Consider the following 21098-nt stretch of genomic DNA (forward strand, 5'->3'; position numbering starts at 1 on the left):
GGGGCAAATGAAATTCGAAATAATGGCGTGCTTTTTAACGCACGATTTGCAGTAGTAACAGATTCCATTGGCGTTATCCCTATCACCATTCAACATGCAGTCTTCAACACAGGTAGCGATACTGTCGTCATTATCAACGGCAGTGTTAATGTTATGCCGAATATTTCGCGTCCGGAATTGGTTGCATATTATCCATTTGACGGCAACGCTAATGATTCAAGTGGTAGCGGTCTTAATGGCACCGTTGCTGGAGCAAGTCTCACGACAGATCGTTTTGGTGCAGCGAACAGTGCCTATAGTTTTAATGGCTCCAGTTCTATCATCCGCTGCGGAGATATTCTTGACAGTGTCTTTTGTGCACCAATAGCAAAATTTAGCGTTTCGGGCTGGGCAAATACAAGATCCTACAAGTCTCTTACCGAGGATGGAGGTTACATGCTTGGTAAGAACGCAGGGGGATCGGGACCGTATCAATGGGCCATCGGTCACTATCAGGGTTTCATACTTGCTACAGTTTTTGCAGATACAAATGGTGCCACGAATTACATAGGAATCGCATCTCCCATGACAACTAACCAGTGGTTTCATTTTGCCTATGTTTTTGATGGGAGCCAACTGGAAGCCAACCGCCTCAAACTCTATATCAATGGGTCGACCGTGAATTCTTATACCCTGTGGCATGTTGGAATAATTGGAACAACGACTGTTAACACACATCATCAGTTTTCGTTTGGTGCAGCACTTGCCCGCGACAATGCGTCGGTTTTAAATTTCTATGATGGCGATCTCGACGAGATTCGAATATATAACTATGCACTGGACAGCACGGCAATTCAGTCTCTTTATCATGAGGGAGGCTGGCCTCTCACCGGTGTTACGAACGAAACTCAAAAAGGGATACCAACAGAATTCGAGCTTTCGCCGAATTATCCAAATCCCTTTAACCCTTCTACAATGATACAATTTGGAGTTCCCGTGGCGAGCCGGGTAAAGGTCGAGATCTTCAATATTCTTGGACAACGTGTCGCGGAGCTTGTGAACCAGGAGGTTCAGCCAGGCTACTACCAGAGAGTATGGGATGGAGCTCGTGTGTCAGGGGCATACATCTGCCGCATTGAGGCCGTATCGCTTAGCGACCCGAACAGACGTTTTGTTTCCGCGCGAAAGCTGATGATGATAAAATAAAGGAAGGGTGATGCTGCAATAATCAAAAAGCCGCGGCTCTCTACCGCGGCTTTTTCATTTTTAATCTCTCATACTTAATCTATTTTTCTCCTTTAATCATCATCCAGAACCCGCACCAGGGGGCAAGAAGCTTTTGGTTGAAGAGGTTGACAAATTTCGGGAAACGCCGCCGGTACGAATCGCAAATGGTGTAAGAGCGGTCCTTGAATTTGCCGAACATCCGCTCGGCTTCGGACTTTGAATACGCTTTCCCCAAAGGATTCTCCCCTCCGTCGTAGATGCGCACCCAGTCTTCGGCCGTCGTCGAACGGGTCAGGCTGCTCTTCCTCTCCTTCAGAAATTTCCAGAACGTAAAGAGCGGGATGCCGAGCCACATGTGGAGCGAATTTTTGTGGTAGAGCATGATGACGATCCTTCCGCCGGGACGGAGGACGCGGTATACCTCGTCGATCGCTTTTTGAGTGTTGGGCGTATGATGCAGGACGCCGAATGAATAGACGACGTCGAACGTGGCGTCGTCAAAAGGAAGGTTCTCCGCGTCGGAAACGCGCGCATCGACCGGCAGCTCTTCGAGAGCGAAACGCATTTTGACAAGCTCGATGCTTTGAGGGGTCAGGTCGACTCCGGTGACGAGAGCTCCCCCCTTCGCGAACTGAAGAAGATCCGTGCCGAGACCGCAGCCGACTTCCAGAAGTTTTTTCCCGGCAAAACGGTCGAACCCGACGATCCTGTTCATGAACGGCTGCGTCTCATACCTGAACCGCTCGACTTCCCTGAAGAACTCCCTCGAACCCCATTCCAGATGCGTGAATTGTGTCCCGCACGGATGAGCGTTCCAGTAATCCCTGACCCTCGACTTTAATTGTTCATCCTGTGTGTCGATCATTTCCTTCATGAAGCCGTCCCGTAAAAGTTGATCCTACGTAAGTGTTTCTCCCGCGATCCACGATTTGTGCCACATCTTGAAATTAATGAGGCTCCAGATTTGTGTGGAATAGTTGATCCCCCTTTTTTCATATTCGCCCACAAGGTCACGGATGTATGCCGTATCGGTGTACGGATCCTCATAATCGAACAGGTACGGCTTGGCATACTCAAGAATCTTTTTTGTCAGCATGTTCTTGCCGGAGCCGGCAAAGCCGATTTTTTTCCGGTAGATGATATTTCGGGGTATGACCCCTTCGACGGCTTTCTTGAGGATATATTTCGTTTCGCCGTTCTTGATCTTCAGCTGCCAGGGAATTTTCAGCGAGAACTCGACAAGCTTGTGGTCGAGGAACGGCACGCGCGCCTCGACCGACGTTGCCATCGTCATCTTGTCGACGCGCATCAATAACAGCTCGGGGAGCCGGTTCTTCAGCTCCCAGTAGATCATCTTTGTGGAATAGTCGTCCCCCGGCACCGCCCGGTACGATTCATCAACCAACATGCTTGAGGGAATCGCGGCTGTCGTGAGCAGTTTCGATTTTTCTCCGTCGTCGAAAGCTGTCGCCCCGCCTAAGAACGGCTCGCCGTTGGACAAAAAATTCTTTATGTAATTCTGCCGGTAGTCCACGCGGAGCGATTTCAACAGCGTCGAGAGCATCGCGTAGCTTGTCGACCGGAGCGCCTGGGGCATGGACCGGATGAACCGGAATTGTTCCTGCAGACGGAGAATGCGTTTGTAGAGAGTGTAGCCGCAGAATTGTTCGTCGCTCCCTTCGCCGACCTGCACGACGATCGTCCCGTTGTCTCGGGCGAGTTTTGAGACATAGTAAAGAGGGAATGAAACCGGGTCCGCCAACGGCTCGTCGTGGTGATAGATGACCTCGGGAAAAAGGCGGATGAAATCGTCATCGTTGATGACGATCTCATGATGATTGGTCTTGAACGCCTTTGCGATCTGCCGGGCATAGGAGAATTCGTTCACCTTTTCCTGCCCTTCGATAGCGACCGAGAACGTGTCGACCGGACGGGTCATGAGCTGGCTCATGAGGGCAACGTTCGTGCTCGAATCGATGCCGCCGCTCAGAAAAACGCCGAACGGGACGTCGCTCATCATCCTTTTTTCGATCGACTCCCGCAGGAGCTCGATGATGCGGCGCGAACAGTATTCCTCGCTCTGCACGTCCTCGCCGTCCACCGGCTGAAAGACGTTCCAGTATTGCTGCTTGTTGACGCTGCCGTTCGGCGAGACCTCCAAATAATGCCCCGCCTCGAGTTTCTTGATCCCCTTGAAAAGCGTCTGCGGCGCCGGCGTCGCGATGAACGTGAAATAGTGCGACAGGGCGGTTTCGTCCACCTCGCGCCGGATCGATGGATCCTCGAGAATTGCTTTTATCTCCGACCCGAACAGCAGGCGGTTGTTCGCCTCTGCATAATAGACCGGTTTGATGCCGATCCTGTCCCTGAAAAGGAAGAGCTTCTGTTTTTTTTCATCCCACAACGCGATGGCGAACATCCCTTCGAGCTTTTGCACGAACTGCGGTCCGTATTCTTCGTATGCATGGATGAGCGTTTCGGTATCGCTGCGGGATTTGTAGCGGTGGCCTGCCGCTTCAAGTGCGGGACGGAGCTTCGCGTGATTGTAGATCTCGCCGTTGAAGATGATCCATACCGTACCGTCTTCATTGCACATCGGCTGGTTGCCGGCGGGGGAAAGGTCGACGATGGCGAGACGGCGGAAGCCTAAGCCGAGATTCTGTTTGGGGGAAACGTATATCCCGTCGGAATCCGGTCCGCGATGCCTGATCTTCTCGGTCATCCTGCGGAGCAGCTGCTCGTCGACCGGATGAGTATTCCCCTCAAAATGAAGGATCCCGCAAATTCCGCACACGGTGGTAAAGGAAAAAGTAAAAGGGAAAAAAGGAAAAATTAAAAGCTAAACCTGCATAACTCAGATTTAGCTTTCGCTCATTGGTAAGGTAACGGAAATTCGAGAGAGTTTCAAGGCAGCTGGCAATGGCTCAAATTGAATCCTTCCCCCCGCTCGTACCGGACGATTTCAAATCGTTATAAAATGGCTGCTGAAATTTTAAGCGAGGAATCGGCGGGTTTGTGCGTTGGGCGCGATGCGCGCGTTAAGAAAACGGCTAGCATGTGATTTGGTTTGAGGGGCCGTTTTCTTGGGTGTGTGCGAAGGAAAGCATCGCGAGGGTTCCGATTCCGAGAGGCTCTCTTTGCTTCTTTCTCTGGCTACAGAGAAAGAAGAGAGCCCTGGCAAATTACAAACTGAGACACCACCCGGCAGCGATTTCGCAAGCCGTAACACTATCTCTCACGCGATGGTTTACTTTTGTCCGGACTTCTATTACATTCTTCCATGCGCATCGCCATTCTTTCCGATATTCATGCCAATTTTCAGGCTCTCCAAAAAGCCTTCGAGATAATCGACGCGAACGAGATCGAACAAGTTTATTGCCTCGGTGATATCGTCGGCTACGGCGCCGAACCGAATGAATGTGTCGCGATGATGTGCGAACGAAAGGTCTCGTGCATTATTGGAAACCATGATCAGGCGGTCCTGGACGTCGAGCAGGCCGAGCACTTGAACCGGTATGCGCGGGCGGCAATTGAATGGACCGCCCGGCAACTGGCCCCTGAACATCGCGAATTCTTATCGGGGCTTCCGTATACGATCGTCGCCCATCAGTCGACGTTTGTCCATGCCTCCCCGGACGCTCCGGAGCAATGGAATTATATCGTGACAAGCTTCGATGCGCAGCAGTATTTTCAGTATCTAACGACGCCGCTCTGCTGGGTCGGACATTCGCACATCAGCGGGGTGTATTGCGAAGATCTGAAGATAAAGGAATTGCAGAAGGGGAAACGATTTATCATCAATGTCGGAAGCGTCGGCCAGCCGCGGAATCGGGACAGCCGTTTGAGTTTTGGGATTTTCGACGATGAGCGCTGGGAATACGAACACGTGGTTTCGGAGTATGACGCCGCGTCCGCGAGGGAGAAAATTATCAGTGCGGGCTTGCCGGCGTACCTGGGGGATAGACTGCTTGCCGGAGTCTGAGCATGCTTATTTTGCAGCCGCCAGCAGCTCCGCTTTGAATGTTTCTTTTGTTTGCAGGCCGATCATTTTCCTCACAATTTCCCCCTTCTTATTTACGAAGAACGACGTCGGAATGCCCCTGATGCCGCCGAACGCCTCCTGAAGTTCTCCATTGTCGATGATGATCGGGTACGCGAGATTGGCCTGTTGAGCAAAGTTGTGTACGAGGTTGAGAACATCGCCGTCCTGGTCCACGGAAATGCCGAGGATCTTGATATTCTGGTCTTTGTATTCGTTCCGGATTGCAACGAGGTCCGGCAATTCTCTTTTGCACGGTCCGCACCAGGTCGCCCAGAAATTGATCAGCACGACATTGTCCTTCGAGAAGTCGGCAAACGAGGTCTTCTTCCCGTTTTCGTCGGTCCACGTAAAATCCGCGACCTTGGTCCCCTCGCCTTTCTGGACGGAACTCACCTTCGCGACGTTGCCGATGTAATTCCCCGATGCTGAAGATTCCGACTTCGACGAAGAATCGTCTTCATCCTTTTTTGCACAGCCGGCGATGAATGCGAACATCACCAATATTGACATCAATAATGTTGCCGAAGAAAGAAGATTCGTTTTGTTGAATTTCGTCATTGTCGTTACCATGGGTCTTTCTCGCCCAGCAGGGCGATCATTTTGCTTCTGTCGATTTTGCTGACCGCCGCGCAGAGCGTGTTCTTATGTCTCCAGAGCACAACGTTGCACCGGTCGGGAGTCTGTTCAAAATACCATCCTGTTTTTGTCAATGAGGCCTTCGCGTTTTCTGGCAGCCCGACCTTATTCCCCTTCATTGCTTCGTTCATATCCACCTGATACACATAGAGCAGACCTTCGCCTCCGATCTTGTACACGACATGGACAAGCCGCACTCCGTCGACATCCGAAAGAATTCCGCCGCACCAGTCGCATCCATCGAGGTACGCAACGCTGACGTCGAACGCTGTTCCCTTCGCCAGGTAATCTTTGATATCATCCGGGTCGTGGCTCACCAGAGATGGCTTCAGTGTGCCGGTCATCGCCGCGCTGTAGTTGTTCACCGATTGGGAGATGATGTTCTTGTTGCTTGAGATCGGAATTGCATTGTCCTTTTGGAGAAGGGAAACGGCGCCGACGGCGACGAGCAGGAGGGCAACGAGGGCAACGGCCGGATTGAGGAACGCCTCTCCCCAAAAAGATCCAGGCCGGTTTCGCGAAACGGGACGAAGGCGGTCCACCTCGGCGAGGACGGAATCGAAGACGGCGCCCGGCACGGTCTGCCGGCGGACTTTTTCATGGACGATCGACTTTGTCAATCGCTCCATCTCGAATTCATTGCGGCACGACCGGCAGGCGCCGGCATGTGCGGCAAAGCTATCGGCAGCGGCGGCATGGAGCCGCTTATCAACCGCTTCGCTGATCAACTCATGAAACTCTCTGCAATCCACCGCTGCCGCCCCGGAATTATTCTTGTGTTCGATCAATCTTTACCGACAAACCCGCGCTTCTTTGCATACTCGTACAGCTTCGCGTACAAAAGCTTTCTCCCGCGGTGCAGGCGTGACCGGACCGTTCCCACCGGACATTCGACAAACTCTGCGATCTCCTCATACGTCAGCCCTTCGATATCGCACAGGATCACGACCGTCCGGAATTCCTCCGGGAGCGACTCGAGAGCTTTTGTAACATCATCGTCCAGCAGATTACCGAACAATTTTTCCTGCAGATCGTTCGGGTCGGCAGAATTTTCACGGATGACGTTGTAGAAGTTCTGGATGTCGTTGTAGTCAACGGTATCCGGCTCCTTCACTGCCTTCCGGTAGACGTTGATGTACGTGTTTTTCATTATACGGAACAACCATGCGCGCACGTTGGTTCCTTTTTCATACTTATCCCAGAAGCGAAACGCCTTCAAAAACGTCTCCTGGAGGAGGTCCCGAGCGTCGTCCGCATTGCCCGTCATCCGCAGCGCGTAATTATAGAGGATGTCAGAGTGGGGGATGGCCTCCCGCTCGAACTCTTTGTGGACGCTTTTGGGGGTATTGAGGACGGTAAGAAAGAATGCAAACATGCAATTGTTCCGCCGCGCCGTGAAGGCCGCGAATGGTCGTCAGCGATAGTTCCCGCGCCGTGCGGGCGTTATCCGCCGTTGGGTTAATTCATTCCGTAATGAAAACTTAACAAAAAACCGGATGACATTCAACTCATCTCTCTCTATATTATCACCAGTTCATCCAGTATCACGGCTCGGGAGAGGTACAATGAAAAATTTTGCGTTCATGGCGCTGGCCGCGGTCATCTTCGCGGCATGCTCACAAACTCCGACCCTGTCCGATCGGCAGCTGCCCGGAAAAATGAATGACGGCCGGACGTTGCTGCCGAACGGATGGATCCTGTCTCCCGCCGGCACCTCGGTCGATCTCGGCGATCTTCCGCTCGGGATGCATCTCTCCGCTGACGGAAAATTCGCAGCCGTCGTCAACAGCGGGGAGGGGAAGCAGACGATCTCGCTTGTCGACGTCACGGGCCGCCGTGTCATTCAAACGCTGCCGATAAAAAAATCGTGGCTCGGAATTCGCTTCAACAGCCGCGGCAACCGGATTTATGTTTCAGCCGGAAACGACAACGGCGTTAATGAATACGCGTTTGAACACGACTCTGTCTCGTTTCTGCGGACCATTGAGCTTGGCAAGCCATATTCCCAACAGGATATTTCGCCGGCGGATATCGCGTTGGCTGACGGGGATTCGCTCCTTCTTGTGGCAGCGAAAGGAAATAACTCGCTCTATAAAATTGCGCTCCCGAGCGGAACGATTACCGGAGTGCTTCAACTCTCCCATCCTTTGTATTCCTGTGCCGTCGACGAAGGGCGGCATCTCGTGTATGCGAGCGTCTGGGGGGGCGCGCAGGTTGCCGTCGTCGACCTGGATTCGATGTTGCTCAGAAAACTGATCTCCGTCGGGGACCATCCGAATGAAATGGTCTTGACGAAAGATGGAAAAAGGCTCTTTGTCGCGAACGCGAACGTCAACTCGGTATCGGTGATCGGGCTTGACGGGATGAAGGTGATCGAAACAATTTCTACTTCTCTTTCTCCCGACGCGCTCGGGGGAAGCACGCCGAACTCGCTCGAGCTTTCTCCGGACAACTCCACGCTGTATGTCGCGAATGCCGATAATAATTTTCTGGCGGTGATCGATGTCGAAAAATTCGGAGCGAGCCGTTCGCTGGGATTCATCCCGACCGGCTGGTATCCGACGGCGGTCCGCTGTGCCGGGAACCTTCTCCTCGTTGCCAACGGAAAGGGGATGATCTCAAAAGCGAATCCGCACCATGAATACATCGCAAGCTTGCTGGTCGGATCGCTGTCGTTTATCCCTCTTCCTTCAAAAGAAGAATTGGCAAGTTATACGGCTCAGGTTGTTCAGAATACGCCGCTCACGCGGACTCGTCCGGCTCCGCAATGGGACGATCAGAATCCGATCCCAAAATCGACCTCGTCAATCTCGCCGATCAAGCATGTGTTTTACGTCATCAAAGAGAACAGGACGTACGACCAGGTTTTTGGCGATATCCCGCAAGGGAACGGCGATTCCGCGCTGTGTCTTTTTGGAAAGGATGTGACGCCGAATCATCATGCGCTTGCGGAAGAGTTTGCTTTACTCGACAATTATTATGAGGATGCCGAAGTCAGCGCGGACGGACACAACTGGTCGATGGCCGCATACGCGACAGACTTCGTCGAGAAAACGTGGCCGACGTTTTACGGCGGCCGCGGGGGGGAGTACGTGTACGAAGGCGAAGGTATCACCAGCCCGACGAACGGCTATATCTGGGATGACTGCGTGAGGCACAATGTCTCGATGAGAAATTACGGGGAGTTCGTCGACGAGGAGGATACAACAAAAGGCGCAAACCGGGTGAAAGCTTCAGCATTGATCGGCAGGACCTCTCCCGATTACCGCGGCTGGGATCTGAATTATCCCGATGTCCAGCGCGTGGACGCGTGGCTCCAGGAATTCGACGCGTACGAGGCGGGCGATTCGCTGCCGCAGTTTGAGATTATCAAACTGCCGAACGACCATACAGCCGGCTCGCGAAGAGGTTCGCTCACTCCGCGGGCGATGGTCGCCGACAACGATAAGGCGCTCGGCACGATCGTCGAACGGATCTCGCACAGCAAATACTGGAAGGAATCGGCGGTGTTCGTCCTTGAAGACGACGCGCAGAACGGTCCCGACCATGTCGATGCGCATCGCTCGATCGCGCTCGTTGTGAGCCCGTACACGAGACATCACGTTGTCGACCACACGATGTATTCCACCTCGGGCATGCTGCGCACGATGGAGCTGATCTTAGGCCTGCCGCCGATGAGCCAGTACGATGCGAGCGCAACGCCGATGTTCGCGTCCTTCACGCCGCAGCCCGACCTGACGCCTTTTATGGCAAGAAACAACATCATCGACCTTCAAGAGAAAAATGCCCTCGGCGCGTTCGGACAGGAGAGAATGGAAGCGTTCAATCTTTCGAGGGAGGATTTGGTCCCCGATAACGAATTCAACGAGATCATCTGGAAGTCGGTGAAAGGAGCTTCGTCCGATATGCCCGCTCCCGTTCGCAGCGCGTTCATGATCAACCAGGAGAGCCACGACGACGATGACGATTGAATGATCGTGTTCACTTGATGAATAATCCGATAACACAGCTCGGCCGGTCGCTCTCTTTTAGGCGAATGTTGTGGCTTATTCCGATCATCCTGACCGTCCACAATCTCGAAGAGGCGCTGACGATGCCGCCATGGGTGATGGCTCATCTGGGGCTCATCAAGGAGAATCTCCCTTTATCGCTTGACATTCAATTCACTCCTGCGCAGCTTCTTTGCTCGCTTTTTCTTGCGACGGCGGTTCCCTGGGCTGTGACGATCTTTTGCGTCAATGGTGAAAAGGGGAGCGGGAAATTATTTCTTCTTTTTCTCCTTCAGGCGATCGTTTTGCTCAATGTGGTGGTTCCCCACATTGCCGCATCGATCAGGATGCAACAATACAATCCCGGCGTTATCACCGCGGTCTGCATCAACCTTCCTTTTTCCGCTTATCTTTTTCGAAGAGCGTATCGCGAGCGATATCTCTCTTCGCGGAATTTTGTTCTGCTCTTCCTGACCGCGATCATCATCTATGGTCCGGTCGCCTGGATGCTTCACACAGCAGGAGAATGGCTGGCAATGGCTCTGTAATCCCAGCATTCATCCGGCAACATTTCGGCAGTACTATCGTCCCACATTCGAGACCCTTGGGCGAGAGGGGAGATTCTCACACTGATACGCTGCCTGCCTTTCAACCGCTTGACCTTCCACCTCAAAAAAAGTATTTTGAATGGGAATAAGCATCGAGGAGAAGTGATCCCATGACCGCAGTTGTTGGAATGCCCAAGCCCCTTCAGAAGAAACAGGGGAACGAAATCTCCATCCGTACGATCCGAAAATATGTCGTCGGCATCGATGAGGAAATCCCGCTTCTCGGCGGAAAGCATCGCCGCTACGTCAATCTCGACAATGCCGCGAGCACGCCGACGATTTCGCTGATCACCGACAAGGTGAACGAATTCCTGAAGTGGTACTCCAACGTCCACCGCGGGACCGGTTTCAAATCGAAATTATCCTCCTGGGTCTTCGAAGAGGCGCGCGAGACGATCGCCAGATTTGTGAATGCGGACCTTTCCGACAGCGTCGTCCTTTTCTGCAAGAATACCACCGAAGCGATCAACAAACTGGCCCATCGTTTTTCATTCAAACCGGGGGACGTCGTGTTGACGTCGGTGATGGAGCATCATTCGAACGAGCTCCCGTGGCGGAAGGCGGCGCATGTGGTGCACGTCGAAGTGACGCCCGACGGGCGCATCGATGAGAAGGATTTCAAGGAGAAAATTTCGCTTCACGGTTCCGCCATCAAACTCATCGCGGTGAGCGGGGCGTCGAACGTCACCGGGTTCATCAATCCGGTGCACATGTATGCCCGATGGGCGCACGAGATAGGCGCCAAGATCATGGTCGACGCGGCACAGCTTGTTCCCCACCGTCCCGTCGACATGAAAAGGAAGGGGGATCCCGAGCATCTCGACTTTCTTGCCTTCTCCGCTCATAAAATGTACGCCCCCTTTGGGGTCGGCGTGCTCGTCGGAAGCCGGCAGACGTTCGAGGAGGGGGATCCCGAATACGTCGGCGGCGGAACGGTCGATATTGTGAATCTGGAAAATGCTTACTGGACCGATCTGCCGGACAAAGAAGAGGCCGGTACGCCGGACATCGTCGGCGCCGTCGCACTTGCGCAGGCGATCCGCATTATCGAACAGATCGGCTGGAGGGATATCATCGAACATGAGGCGTCGCTGACGCGGTACGCGCTCGAGAAGATCGAAAAGATCCCCGGCGTTTCGTTGTACGGCGACAAGGAGGCCGCGCATGCAAACGACAGGCTTGGCGTCATCACGTTCAACGTCAACGACCTCAGCCATGCGCTCGTCGCTTCCATTTTGAGCTATGAGTGGGGAATCGGGACCCGCAACGGATGTTTCTGCGCGCATCCGTACGTGAAGTGTCTTCTCAACGTCGACGAGGCGGAGGCGAAAGATATGGAGCAGCGCATTCTTGCCCGGGACCGGTCGACCCTCCCCGGATTTGTCCGCGCCAGCTTCGGCATCTATAACACCAAAGAGGAGATCGATGTGTTGTGTGAAGCCCTTTCGGCAATCGCGAAAGGAAATTACATGAGCGGGTATGTGCTGAATAAAGAACGGGGGGAATACTATCGGACGGACACGGTCGAGGAGTTTGAAAACTATTTTGCGGTCTAGATCTGCGGAACCAAACGAATTCTTCCAACACATTATTCCCTATGGACTTCAAAAAACTCTCCCTCGCGACAAAAGCGATTCACGGAAAAAAACTTCACCCGTATAAAGGCCCCGTTTCCCTTCCGATCTATCAGACATCGACATACCGGTTCGACGATTCCAACGATGCGGTCCGTTATGCGAACGGCGATACTTCCGTTTACGTCTATTCGCGCTACCACAATCCGACTGTACACGACGTCGAAGAAAAAATCGCGTTGATGGAGGAGGGGGAAGCCGCCGCACTCTTCGCCTCCGGCATGGCCGCAATTTCTACGGCGATCCTGACCTTCGTCCACGCCGGGGAAGAAATCGTCAGCACGCCGGCGCTCTACGGGGGGACGTACCGGTTTTTCCGCGACACGCTTCCGGACAGCGATATTGGCGTGAAGTACGCCGATCCTGACAATCTCTCAGCGCTTGACAAACTCATTACAAAAAAGACACGTCTTGTCTATTTTGAAACGCCTACCAATCCGACGCTCAATATCGTGGATATCGGCCTCCTTGTAGCGCAGGTGAAAAGGGCTGAGAAGAAATATCGCACCGGTATTTTGACGATGATCGACAACACATTCGCCTCTTGCCTGAACCAAAAGCCGTTTGACCTCGGTGTCGATATCGTGATGGAAAGCGCCACAAAATATTTAGGCGGACACAGCGATATCCTTGCCGGCATCGCGGTCGGCCCGAAGAAGACGATCGACAAGATAAAGATCACGGCGAAATATCTGGGGGGCTGTGCGGACCCGTTCATGGCGTATTTGCTGTTCAGGAGCCTGAAGACATTTGAACTCAGGGTCAGCCGCCAGAATGAAAACGCCCTGGCCCTGGCCAAGCGATTGGAAAGACATCCAAAGGTTTTGCGCGTTATCTATCCGGGACTTGAATCCCATCCGCATCATTCGCTGGCGAAAAAGCAGATGAGCGGCTTTGGAGGAATGGTGACCGTCGAGGTGCGGGGGGGAGTGAAAGCGGCCGTCAAGGTCTGCGATGCGCTCAACGTTGCCGTGAACGCAATGTCGCTCGGCGGAGTGGAAACGCTGGTCAGCATTCCGGTCTATTCATCTCACGTGAATATGTCCGGCAAGGAACTGAAGCAGCACGGAGTGACTCCGGGAATGATCCGCATTTCTGTCGGCGTTGAAGGGATCGACGATTTGATCTCGGATTTCGAACAGGCATTGAAGAAGGTTTAGAAGCAGTCTCGAATTTATGTCACTTCGCTCTTCTCCCGAAGGGATGGCTCTTCCGGATGCGTCCCCATCTTGCAGGGCGTGCTTCCCAGAGGGAAGTCCCAGGGGACCGGGTGAACATGCTTTTATTGCCGCTTTCACTATCTGTTCCTCCTGAGCGAGTGGCGCGGTTTTATCGCGCCGGGAGACGAAGGACAGCGTGACAGATTGTTGAAAGAGCTTCTGGAGATAATCCGGTCAGCACTGAAATAGATTTGCGCTCCCCCTCTGGAATTCCTTTTCGATTTTTTTTATATTGTTGCACCACTAATGTAGGCGAATGACATTTATTCCATCGTACATCCCCCTCTTTGAGTCGGGCGAATTCCAGCGGCGGTTGGAGCGGCTCGAGGCCATGCTGGAGTTCTGCACAGTGTGTCCCCATGATTGCGGCAACAACCGCCTGAAGAACGAACTCGCCCGCTGCTATTCCGGCTATCTTCCGATCGTTTCGTCGTATTGCCAGCATTTCGGCGAGGAACCGGCGCTTGGCGGCGAGAACGGGGTGGGGAATATCTTTCTCGGGAACTGCAATCTCCGCTGCGTCTACTGCCAGAACTTTCAGATCAGCCAGAACTGGAAGGCCGAGCGGATGAACGAGAGATCCTTCGATCAAATGGCGGAAATGATGCTCGAGCTTCAGGCGAAAGGAGTTCATGCCATCGGATTTGTTTCCCCCACGCATTTTGTTCCGCAGATCGTTCGCGCCCTTGCGATCGCAATTCCTCAAGGGCTCCGTCTCCCGTTGATCTACAACACCAATGCCTATGATTCCGTCGAAGTGCTGAAGCTCCTCGACGGTATTTTTGATATTTACCTCCCCGACTTGAAATACAGCGACGACGATTTTGGATACAAGTATTCGAAGGTGAAGTCGTACACCGAAATTTCCCGCGCTGCGGTCTCGGAGATGCACCGTCAGGTCGGCAGCGAGCTCGTGTACGGCGACGACGGGCTGGTCAACAGAGGGTTGATCATCCGCCATCTTGTGCTGCCGAATGATATTGCCACTTCCGAAGAGACCTTGCGGTGGATTGCGGGAGAGCTGGATAATCGGGTGACCTTGAGCGTCATGTCGCAGTACTATCCGACGCACAAAGCGCTGACGACAGAATTGCTGGACCGCCGCATCCGTGAAAGCGAGTACAACAAAGTGCTGGCTCTTCTGGATAAACTCGGGTTCGAAAACGGGTGGGCGCAGGAATTTGAAAGCCAGGATTACTACCGGCCTGATTTCAGCGACAGGCTGGAACCGTTCAAAGTAGAAGCGTGAAGGAGGCGAAGAGATGGCTTTGTTGACGGAAAAGCAGATTGCCGGTGAATTGAAATCGACGAAGGGGTGGAAACGCCGGGGGGACGAAATTCACAAGTTGTTCGTCCATAAGGACTTTGCACGCGCCATGGGGTTTGTGCAATCGGTCGCCTTGCTTGCGGAAAAAATGAACCACCATCCCGACATCGATATCCGCTGGAATAAGGTCTCGCTGAGTCTTTCCACACACAGCGAGGGGGGACTCACCGCCAAGGATTTTGCATTGGCGCAGCAAATTAACTCGCTGGCATAAGAGGCGCCCGAACTCATGAACAATCAGGAACGGATCAAGGCGCTGACGGAGCTGCTCGCCAAGGACCCCGACGATTCCTTCTCCCGGTATGCGCTCGCACTGGAGTACGTCGGTCTTGGCGAACCCAAAAATGCGATCGCCGCGCTCGAGGATTTACTGAAACGCGACGCCCGGTACGTGGCGGCGTATCACCAGCTCGGACGCCTCTATTCCAAAACGAACAATACGGCCGGAGCAAAAAAGATCTACCGGCAGGGGATAGAGCTCGCAACGGAAACGAACGATCTTCATGAAAAGACCGAGATGGAAGAAGAACTCGAGGAGATCGAGGATGAATGGTGATAGCTTGTTACATCGTAAAGATTAAAAAGGAAAACTTTTAAAGAAAGAATCACTACCTCACCTTTTAGCACCAACCCTTCATGAAACTTCCCAACGATGATATCCTCAGGATCTTCAGAGAGACCAACGCACTGCTCGACGGACATTTTCTGCTCACTTCGGGGCTTCACAGCCCGCACTATTTTCAGTGCGCAAAGGTCCTCCAGCATCCCAAATACCTTCACCTCCTTGCCGGCGAGATCGCGAAGCATTTCGGGAAGAGCGGAATTGAACTGGTCATCTCCCCCGCGATCGGCGGCATCGTGGTCGGGACCGAGGTCGGCAGGATGCTCGAAGCCCGCACGATCTTTGCGGAGAGGGAAAACAATGTCATGACGCTTCGCCGCGGCTTCGAAATAATGAAAGGGGAACGCGTGCTCGTCGTCGAGGATGTCGTGACGACCGGCGGCTCGGTGAAGGAGATCATCGGACTTGTTGAAAGGGCCGGTGCGGTGCTTGCCGGCGTCGGTTACATTGTCGACCGGAGCAGCGGCAAAACGACGTTCAACGCCGAATCGTTTTCCGTCCTTCAGATGGATGTCGTCACCTACGCGCCGGATGCATGTCCGCTCTGCAAAGAAGGAACTCCGGCGATAAAACCGGGAAGCAGAAAATAACCCGCACGTGTTCCCATGAAATCATTTCTCGTTGTCATCAGCGATACGTTGTTGAAAAAACTCGAGGCAGTTTTCGGCACCGGCCTGTTGTTCCACACCGTTGCCGGCTTCATTCTTTTTCTGCTCATCCTCATCCTCGGCAAGGGGATAAAATTTTTCCTGGAAAGCATCGGACGAAGAATTTTCACCTTCACCAAGACCGCGATCGACGACGAGATCCTCGAGATCATCCTTGAACGGGTGATGTCGATCAGTGCGATCCTGGGGATGTACTTCGGTCTCCGCGAACTCAGCGAAGGGCTCGATGCGGGCAACACGTCGTTCCTGAAATTCCTCGAATACTCCAACGCGGCCCTCTATGTGCTGATGGCGGTTGTCTTGACGACACTGGGGGTCAAGGTCGCCGACACCCTCATCCGGCACGCGCTCCATTCGGTCGCCGAAAAAGAATCGTCGAATTTCGACCTTGCCTTCGCCCCGCTCGTCAACCGGTTTGTGAACATCATCGTCGGGGTCATCGCGGTCATCATCGTCCTCGACCACTTCGGACAGAACATCTCGAGTCTGCTGGCGCTTCTGAGCGTTGGTTCCCTTGCCGTCGGCCTGGCGGCGCAGGAGACGATCTCCAATATGATCTCGGGCTTTGTGATCATGCTCGACCGGCCGTTCCGCAAGGGGGATCGGGTGAAGATCCCGACGGGCGAAGAAGGGGACATTTTCGAGATCGGCCTCAGGAGCACCAGGATCGTCGACGCGGACAACAATCTGCTCATCGTTCCGAACAGCGAACTGATCAAAACGCGCATCGTGAATTATTCTTTCCCCGCCCCTGCGATCCGGGTGATCGTCGAAGTGACCGTCGCGTACGGTTCGGACGTCGCTAAGGTGAAAAAAATTCTGCTCGACCTTGCCCGTTCGCATTCCGATGTCCTGAAAATGCCGCCGCCGGAAGTGAACCTTATGAAGCTTGATCCGGCGGGGATTCAGTTCAAACTGTTTTGCCGCGTTGGATCATTCAGCGAACAGGGGCCGGCAGCAGAAAAACTCCGCGTCCAGGCATACGAAGCGCTCATGAAAGCGAAGGTGGAGTTTGCCGTTCCGCAGCAGGTTGTCCATATCAAAGAAAGAAGGCGCTGATGGGATTTGAACTTCTGCGAACCGAAAAAATCTACTCGGGGAGGATCGTCACCCTGGTCGTCGACCATGGGAAGTACAGCTCGGGGAATCCGGCCGTCAGGGAAATCATCCAGCATCCGGGGGGAGCCGTCGTGCTCGCGGTCTTCGAGAACAACGATATTCTGCTGGTCAGACAATTCAGGTACCCGATCGGCGCGGAGGTGGTTGAATTGCCGGCGGGGAAGCTCGACGGCAAGGAAGACCCCCAGCATTGCGCCGAGCGCGAACTTCGGGAAGAAACGGGTTATCTCGCAAACCGATGGACAAAGCTGACCACCCTCATGACGACGCCGGGATTCTGCAACGAACGGCTCCATATTTTCATGGCACAGGATCTTTCTCTCTCCCCCCAGGGACAGGCGCTGGAAGAGGGGGAACAGACTATGAAACTTCTCCGCGTTCCGCTCGACGAAGCGATCGCAATGGCCGAGCGGGGGGAGATTGCGGACGGAAAGACGATCGCCGGCATATTTCTCGGCGAACGTTTGCTCCGAAGGAAGAATCACCATGGAACATGAGCCGTCGAAAGAGCCGAAGAACCGGGCCTACCGGGTCGACCTGAAGCGCTGCATCTCGGCTTCATGCGACGGGGAACTGGCGGAAATGGCATACTACGAACGGAATAACTGGGTGACCGTTGAACTGCAATGCAACCGCTGCAAACGAAAATTTACCGTGAAGGTGGAGATGTGATTCAGTGAACAGTCAACAATGATCAGTGAGCAAGGTTTTAGGACGCACGACCGCGGTGTCAGCACCCAACGCCTATTACCTGACGCTCAAAACCTGGAACAAGTCAGAATCTAGAATCACAATGCTCAAAAACATCATCTTCGACGTCGACGGGACGCTGCTCGACTCGAAGCGCGATATTGCCGGTGCGCAATTGTGGGTTCTGCAGCAGCTTGGCGTTCAAAATTACACGGAAGAAGATCTCTATCCCCATATCGGCAAGACGCTGCAGGAAACCTTCACGCTCCTCCTGCCGGACCGGCTCCACCCAAGGATCCCCGAGGCGGCAATAATGTACCGCGATTATTACCGTCCCCGTTCTCTTGACACGACGAAACTCTTCCCGGGCGTCAAGGAGACGATCGAAATCCTTCACATTAAAAAGATCAATCTTGCGACAGCGACGATCAAGTCGAGCGAAACGACAAAGAAGATTCTGACCCATTTTGACATCGCGGAATATTTCTCGCAGCTCCAGGGGACCGACGGCATGCCCCACAAGCCGAATCCCGCGATCCTTAACAAGATCCTTCGCGAGCAGCAGTGGGCCGCGAACGAAACGCTCATGGTCGGCGATACCGAACGGGATATTCTCACCGGGAAAAATGCCGGCGTTGCCACCTGCGGCGTGACGTACGGCACGTGCACGCGCGAACAGATGACCGCCGCGCAGCCTGAATGGATCGTCGATACGTTTCCCCAGATACTGACGCTTCTCTGATCTATGACAGCCAACGAACTGATCCGCAAAAAAAGAAACGGCGGCGCTTTGTCGCCCGATGAATTGCAATTCCTCATCGACGGGTTCGTTAAAGGAACCATTCCCGATTACCAGATGTCCGCTTTTCTGATGGCGACGTATTTTTCCGGAATGAATGCGGAGGAGACGCGCGAGTTCACCCGGCTGATGCTTCACTCCGGGGAAGTTGTCGACCTCTCTGCGATCCCGGGGCTCAAAGTCGATAAACATTCCACCGGCGGCGTCGGCGATAAGATCTCTCTTCCTCTGGTGCCGATCGTCGCGGCGTGCGGCGTACCGGTTCCGATGGTCAGCGGACATGGACTCGGCCATACAGGCGGGACGCTCGACAAGCTGGAATCGATTCCGGGGTTCAGCGCGTCGTTATCGGTCCCCGGTTACAAGAACGTGATCGCAGAGATAGGCGCGGTGATGGTCGGTCAGACAAAAGAGATCGCCCCCGCTGACAAAAAGATGTACGCGTTGCGCGACGTGACCGCGACCGTGGAATCGATTCCGTTGATTGCCGGAAGCATCATGAGCAAGAAGCTCGCGGAAGGGATCGATGCGCTCGTGCTGGACATCAAGACCGGGCGGGGCGCTTTCATGCCGACATATGAAAAGGCCGCCGCGCTCGCCGCCGCGCTGGTAAAGATTGGCGATAGTTTTGGGAAGAAAACAATCGGTTTTATCACGAGCATGGATCAGCCCCTCGGTTACGCCGTCGGCAACTGGATTGAAGTGGTCGAGTCGGTCGAATGCCTGCGGGGCAGGGACGTCCCCGATGTCATGGAATTGACATACGTGCTCGGCGGAATGATGCTGGTGCTGGGGAAGAAGGCTGAGACGCTTGCCGAAGGCATCGAGCGATGCAAGGATGCCGTAAGGAACGGCAGGGCGTATGAAAAATTCATCCAGCTCGTGAAGCGTCAGGGGGGAGATGCATCCTTCATTGAACACCCGGAAAAATATGGCCGGCCGAAATATTCAAGCGAGATCACATCGGCGAGTACCGGCGTTATTACCGGAATCGACCCGCTCGAGATCGGCCTCACCGGAATCGACCTCGGCGCCGGCAGAACAAAGGTTGACGATGTTATCGACCCTAAGGCCGGAATTGTCCTTTCAAAAAAAATCGGTGATCCGGTAAAAGCCGGGGAGATACTTGCAAAGTTATACACCGATAACCAGCGATCGATCGATCCCGCAGCAAAAAGAATCGCCGCCGCATTTTCTGTCGGCCAGACAAAACCTGAGCAAACCACGCTCATCATCAGCCGCGTGGACGAGAACGGCATTTCCCCCTTCAAAATTTGATCATTGATCCCGCATCCGGGGTTATGAGGGAAGGGTTCTCTCGTCCCCAATCCTCGATCGGGAAGGGAGCAGATCTCGTTCCCGTTGTCTCCCGCCAAGAGACAAGTCGACGACGCCGCTCCCAAACTGAGTCTGGGATAGAGCGTGGAATGTGATTCTCGGCGCTGCCAACGGCCTTCCTTTCTTGACAATTCTTCCAAAAAGTCCTAATTTTTGGCAAGTGAGCATCTTCGCGTGAATTTGCTCATCTCACGGGGCATCCTCCAAGAATCTTTCCGGTGAATCCTGAACGGCGGGGGAGGATTTTTACTGCATCGCATCAGACTGCATTTGCCCGCTACGACTCCATCCACACAAGTCAAAGAAGGGAGCATTGACCATGGCCGTTAAACGTCGAAAAAAATCTTCAGCACCTGCGGGACGAAAACCAGGATATGGATGGGTGCCGGACCTTCCCGACCACCAGGATCTCTTGTACAGCCAGGCTCGCGCCGTTCCTCCGTCGCTCCCGGCGTCGGTCGATCTTCGTTCAAAATGCCCGCCGGTCGAGAACCAGGGAGAACTCGGCAGCTGCACCGCGAATGCACTTGCCGGGGCGCTTGAATTCATTGAATTGAAGAACGGCACGCCGCTTGTCGATGTCAGCCGGCTTTTCATCTACTTTAACGAGCGAGCGATCGAACATACCATCATGTCCGATTCGGGGGCGCAAATACGTGACGGCATAAAATCGCTCGCAAAACAAGGAGTTTGTCCGGAGAAAAAGTGGCCATACGTGATCTCAAAATTCGAGGACAAGCCGACGCCGGCATGCTATGCCGAGGCGAAAAAGCGTCTCATCACCTCGTATCACCGCATTCTGACGCTTGACGAAATGCGGACCTGTCTTGCGGAGGGATTCCCGTTCGTCTTCGGCTTCACCGTCTACGAGAGCTTCGAGTCGCAAAAAGTCGCACAAACCGGCGTTGTTAACATGCCTTTGCCCGGCGAGCGTACTGTCGGAGGGCATGCCGTAGTGGGGATCGGGTACGCTGACAGCGACCGCCGTTTCATCGTCCGTAATTCATGGGGAAAGGACTGGGGAGAACAAGGATACTTTACAATTCCGTACGACTATCTTGCCAACAGAAATTTGGCCGACGATTTTTGGACGATCAGGAAGTGAGACAGGTATTGGCAAACGCACGATGCGTTCGCTCAACGTCGGATTCAGAATGACGGATCTCTCCGTCGGTTCGCGGCGACTCAGTTCGTGTCGAT

The 21098-nt window shown here is 53.8% G+C and carries 21 protein-coding genes; 16 read left to right on the forward strand and 5 right to left on the reverse strand.

Annotation, left to right across the window (positions count from 1 at the left end):
* A partial coding sequence (locus VMF88_13270) for a LamG-like jellyroll fold domain-containing protein (GenBank protein HTY12025.1) occupies window positions 1-1185 on the forward strand: 1185 nt, incomplete at its 5' end.
* A 79-nt stretch (window positions 1186-1264) separates the two neighbouring features.
* On the opposite strand, the gene VMF88_13275 is transcribed toward VMF88_13270, so the two are convergent.
* Window positions 1265-2080 carry a class I SAM-dependent methyltransferase gene (locus tag VMF88_13275; GenBank protein ID HTY12026.1) on the reverse strand — a complete coding sequence of 272 codons (816 nt, stop codon included), beginning with the start codon at window positions 2078-2080 and terminating at the stop codon, window positions 1265-1267.
* Between the two features lie 24 nt (window positions 2081-2104).
* A complete protein-coding gene (gene asnB / locus VMF88_13280) occupies window positions 2105-4000 on the reverse strand; it encodes an asparagine synthase (glutamine-hydrolyzing) (GenBank protein ID HTY12027.1) in 1896 nt (631 codons plus the stop codon).
* Window positions 4001-4486: 486 nt separating this feature from the next.
* On the opposite strand from asnB, the gene VMF88_13285 reads away from it, so the two are divergent.
* Complete coding sequence (locus VMF88_13285; GenBank protein ID HTY12028.1) at window positions 4487-5188, forward strand: metallophosphoesterase family protein; 702 nt, start codon at window positions 4487-4489, stop codon at window positions 5186-5188.
* 6 nt (window positions 5189-5194) lie between these two features.
* Here VMF88_13285 and VMF88_13290 read toward each other — a convergent pair whose 3' ends face one another.
* Genes VMF88_13290 through VMF88_13300 form a run of 3 tightly spaced genes read right to left on the reverse strand, consistent with a single transcriptional unit; the run spans window position 5195 to window position 7259 of the window.
* Window positions 5195-5806: a TlpA disulfide reductase family protein gene (locus VMF88_13290; protein ID HTY12029.1), complete on the reverse strand. Its 612-nt coding sequence runs from the start codon at window positions 5804-5806 to the stop codon at window positions 5195-5197.
* A 5-nt stretch (window positions 5807-5811) separates the two neighbouring features.
* Entirely contained in the window at window positions 5812-6672 is an 861-nt protein-coding gene (locus tag VMF88_13295; protein HTY12030.1) for a hypothetical protein, read from the reverse strand.
* The gene (locus VMF88_13300; protein HTY12031.1) at window positions 6669-7259 is read right to left on the reverse strand and encodes a sigma-70 family RNA polymerase sigma factor; all 591 of its coding nucleotides are present in this window, start codon (window positions 7257-7259) and stop codon (window positions 6669-6671) included. Before VMF88_13300 ends, VMF88_13295 begins: the two co-directional genes overlap by 4 nt.
* Before the next feature lie 190 nt (window positions 7260-7449).
* Between VMF88_13300 and VMF88_13305 the strand changes: the two genes are divergently transcribed.
* The 14 genes from VMF88_13305 to VMF88_13370 all read left to right on the forward strand — a co-directional run bounded on the left by VMF88_13305 (window position 7450) and on the right by VMF88_13370 (window position 21003).
* On the forward strand, window positions 7450-9855 hold the full coding sequence (locus tag VMF88_13305; protein HTY12032.1) for a bifunctional YncE family protein/alkaline phosphatase family protein: 2406 nt from the start codon (window positions 7450-7452) through the stop codon (window positions 9853-9855).
* Between the two features lie 17 nt (window positions 9856-9872).
* Window positions 9873-10421 carry an HXXEE domain-containing protein gene (locus tag VMF88_13310; protein HTY12033.1) on the forward strand — a complete coding sequence of 183 codons (549 nt, stop codon included), beginning with the start codon at window positions 9873-9875 and terminating at the stop codon, window positions 10419-10421.
* A 170-nt stretch (window positions 10422-10591) separates the two neighbouring features.
* The gene (locus VMF88_13315; protein ID HTY12034.1) at window positions 10592-12037 is read left to right on the forward strand and encodes an aminotransferase class V-fold PLP-dependent enzyme; all 1446 of its coding nucleotides are present in this window, start codon (window positions 10592-10594) and stop codon (window positions 12035-12037) included.
* Window positions 12038-12078: 41 nt separating this feature from the next.
* Complete coding sequence (locus VMF88_13320; GenBank protein HTY12035.1) at window positions 12079-13275, forward strand: aminotransferase class I/II-fold pyridoxal phosphate-dependent enzyme; 1197 nt, start codon at window positions 12079-12081, stop codon at window positions 13273-13275.
* Window positions 13276-13591: 316 nt separating this feature from the next.
* Window positions 13592-14584 (forward strand): radical SAM protein, encoded by a 993-nt coding sequence (locus tag VMF88_13325; protein ID HTY12036.1) that lies wholly within the window; start codon window positions 13592-13594, stop codon window positions 14582-14584.
* Window positions 14585-14597: 13 nt separating this feature from the next.
* Window positions 14598-14876, forward strand: a complete 279-nt coding sequence (locus VMF88_13330; GenBank protein ID HTY12037.1) for a 4a-hydroxytetrahydrobiopterin dehydratase — start codon at window positions 14598-14600, stop codon at window positions 14874-14876.
* A gap of 15 nt (window positions 14877-14891) precedes the next feature.
* Window positions 14892-15218, forward strand: coding sequence for a tetratricopeptide repeat protein (locus tag VMF88_13335; protein HTY12038.1), 327 nt, complete (start codon window positions 14892-14894; stop codon window positions 15216-15218).
* An 80-nt stretch (window positions 15219-15298) separates the two neighbouring features.
* Window positions 15299-15874 carry an orotate phosphoribosyltransferase gene (gene pyrE, locus VMF88_13340; protein ID HTY12039.1) on the forward strand — a complete coding sequence of 192 codons (576 nt, stop codon included), beginning with the start codon at window positions 15299-15301 and terminating at the stop codon, window positions 15872-15874.
* 15 nt (window positions 15875-15889) lie between these two features.
* A complete protein-coding gene (locus VMF88_13345) occupies window positions 15890-17011 on the forward strand; it encodes a mechanosensitive ion channel family protein (protein HTY12040.1) in 1122 nt (373 codons plus the stop codon).
* Complete coding sequence (locus VMF88_13350) at window positions 17011-17568, forward strand: NUDIX hydrolase (protein ID HTY12041.1); 558 nt, start codon at window positions 17011-17013, stop codon at window positions 17566-17568. The genes VMF88_13345 and VMF88_13350 overlap by 1 nt, the downstream gene beginning before the upstream one ends.
* Window positions 17558-17743: a hypothetical protein gene (locus tag VMF88_13355; protein ID HTY12042.1), complete on the forward strand. Its 186-nt coding sequence runs from the start codon at window positions 17558-17560 to the stop codon at window positions 17741-17743. The genes VMF88_13350 and VMF88_13355 overlap by 11 nt, the downstream gene beginning before the upstream one ends.
* A gap of 121 nt (window positions 17744-17864) precedes the next feature.
* Window positions 17865-18503: an HAD-IA family hydrolase gene (locus VMF88_13360; protein ID HTY12043.1), complete on the forward strand. Its 639-nt coding sequence runs from the start codon at window positions 17865-17867 to the stop codon at window positions 18501-18503.
* A gap of 3 nt (window positions 18504-18506) precedes the next feature.
* Window positions 18507-19838, forward strand: a complete 1332-nt coding sequence (locus VMF88_13365) for a thymidine phosphorylase (GenBank protein HTY12044.1) — start codon at window positions 18507-18509, stop codon at window positions 19836-19838.
* A gap of 379 nt (window positions 19839-20217) precedes the next feature.
* The gene (locus VMF88_13370) at window positions 20218-21003 is read left to right on the forward strand and encodes a C1 family peptidase (protein ID HTY12045.1); all 786 of its coding nucleotides are present in this window, start codon (window positions 20218-20220) and stop codon (window positions 21001-21003) included.
* The last annotated feature ends 95 nt before the right edge of the window (window positions 21004-21098 follow it).

It is taken from the genome of Bacteroidota bacterium (assembly GCA_035506275.1).
Taxonomy (GTDB): Bacteria; Bacteroidota; Ignavibacteria; order UBA10030; family UBA8401; genus JAGVPT01.

Bases quoted from the DNA above. Each gene is read 5' to 3' on its own strand.
- VMF88_13355 (HTY12042.1), top strand. From the start codon at position 17,558: ATGGAACATGAGCCGTCGAAAGAGCCGAAGAACCGGGCCTACCGGGTC.
- VMF88_13315 (HTY12034.1), top strand. From the start codon at position 10,592: ATGACCGCAGTTGTTGGAATGCCCAAGCCCCTTCAGAAGAAACAGGGG.
- VMF88_13325 (HTY12036.1), top strand. From the start codon at position 13,592: ATGACATTTATTCCATCGTACATCCCCCTCTTTGAGTCGGGCGAATTC.
- VMF88_13285 (HTY12028.1), top strand. From the start codon at position 4,487: ATGCGCATCGCCATTCTTTCCGATATTCATGCCAATTTTCAGGCTCTC.
- VMF88_13305 (HTY12032.1), top strand. From the start codon at position 7,450: ATGAAAAATTTTGCGTTCATGGCGCTGGCCGCGGTCATCTTCGCGGCA.
- VMF88_13275 (HTY12026.1), bottom strand. From the start codon at position 2,080: ATGAAGGAAATGATCGACACACAGGATGAACAATTAAAGTCGAGGGTC.
- VMF88_13330 (HTY12037.1), top strand. From the start codon at position 14,598: ATGGCTTTGTTGACGGAAAAGCAGATTGCCGGTGAATTGAAATCGACG.
- VMF88_13345 (HTY12040.1), top strand. From the start codon at position 15,890: ATGAAATCATTTCTCGTTGTCATCAGCGATACGTTGTTGAAAAAACTC.
- VMF88_13300 (HTY12031.1), bottom strand. From the start codon at position 7,259: ATGTTTGCATTCTTTCTTACCGTCCTCAATACCCCCAAAAGCGTCCAC.
- VMF88_13290 (HTY12029.1), bottom strand. From the start codon at position 5,806: ATGACGAAATTCAACAAAACGAATCTTCTTTCTTCGGCAACATTATTG.
- VMF88_13360 (HTY12043.1), top strand. From the start codon at position 17,865: ATGCTCAAAAACATCATCTTCGACGTCGACGGGACGCTGCTCGACTCG.
- VMF88_13365 (HTY12044.1), top strand. From the start codon at position 18,507: ATGACAGCCAACGAACTGATCCGCAAAAAAAGAAACGGCGGCGCTTTG.
- pyrE (HTY12039.1), top strand. From the start codon at position 15,299: ATGAAACTTCCCAACGATGATATCCTCAGGATCTTCAGAGAGACCAAC.
- VMF88_13310 (HTY12033.1), top strand. From the start codon at position 9,873: ATGAATAATCCGATAACACAGCTCGGCCGGTCGCTCTCTTTTAGGCGA.
- VMF88_13320 (HTY12035.1), top strand. From the start codon at position 12,079: ATGGACTTCAAAAAACTCTCCCTCGCGACAAAAGCGATTCACGGAAAA.
- VMF88_13370 (HTY12045.1), top strand. From the start codon at position 20,218: ATGGCCGTTAAACGTCGAAAAAAATCTTCAGCACCTGCGGGACGAAAA.
- VMF88_13335 (HTY12038.1), top strand. From the start codon at position 14,892: ATGAACAATCAGGAACGGATCAAGGCGCTGACGGAGCTGCTCGCCAAG.
- VMF88_13350 (HTY12041.1), top strand. From the start codon at position 17,011: ATGGGATTTGAACTTCTGCGAACCGAAAAAATCTACTCGGGGAGGATC.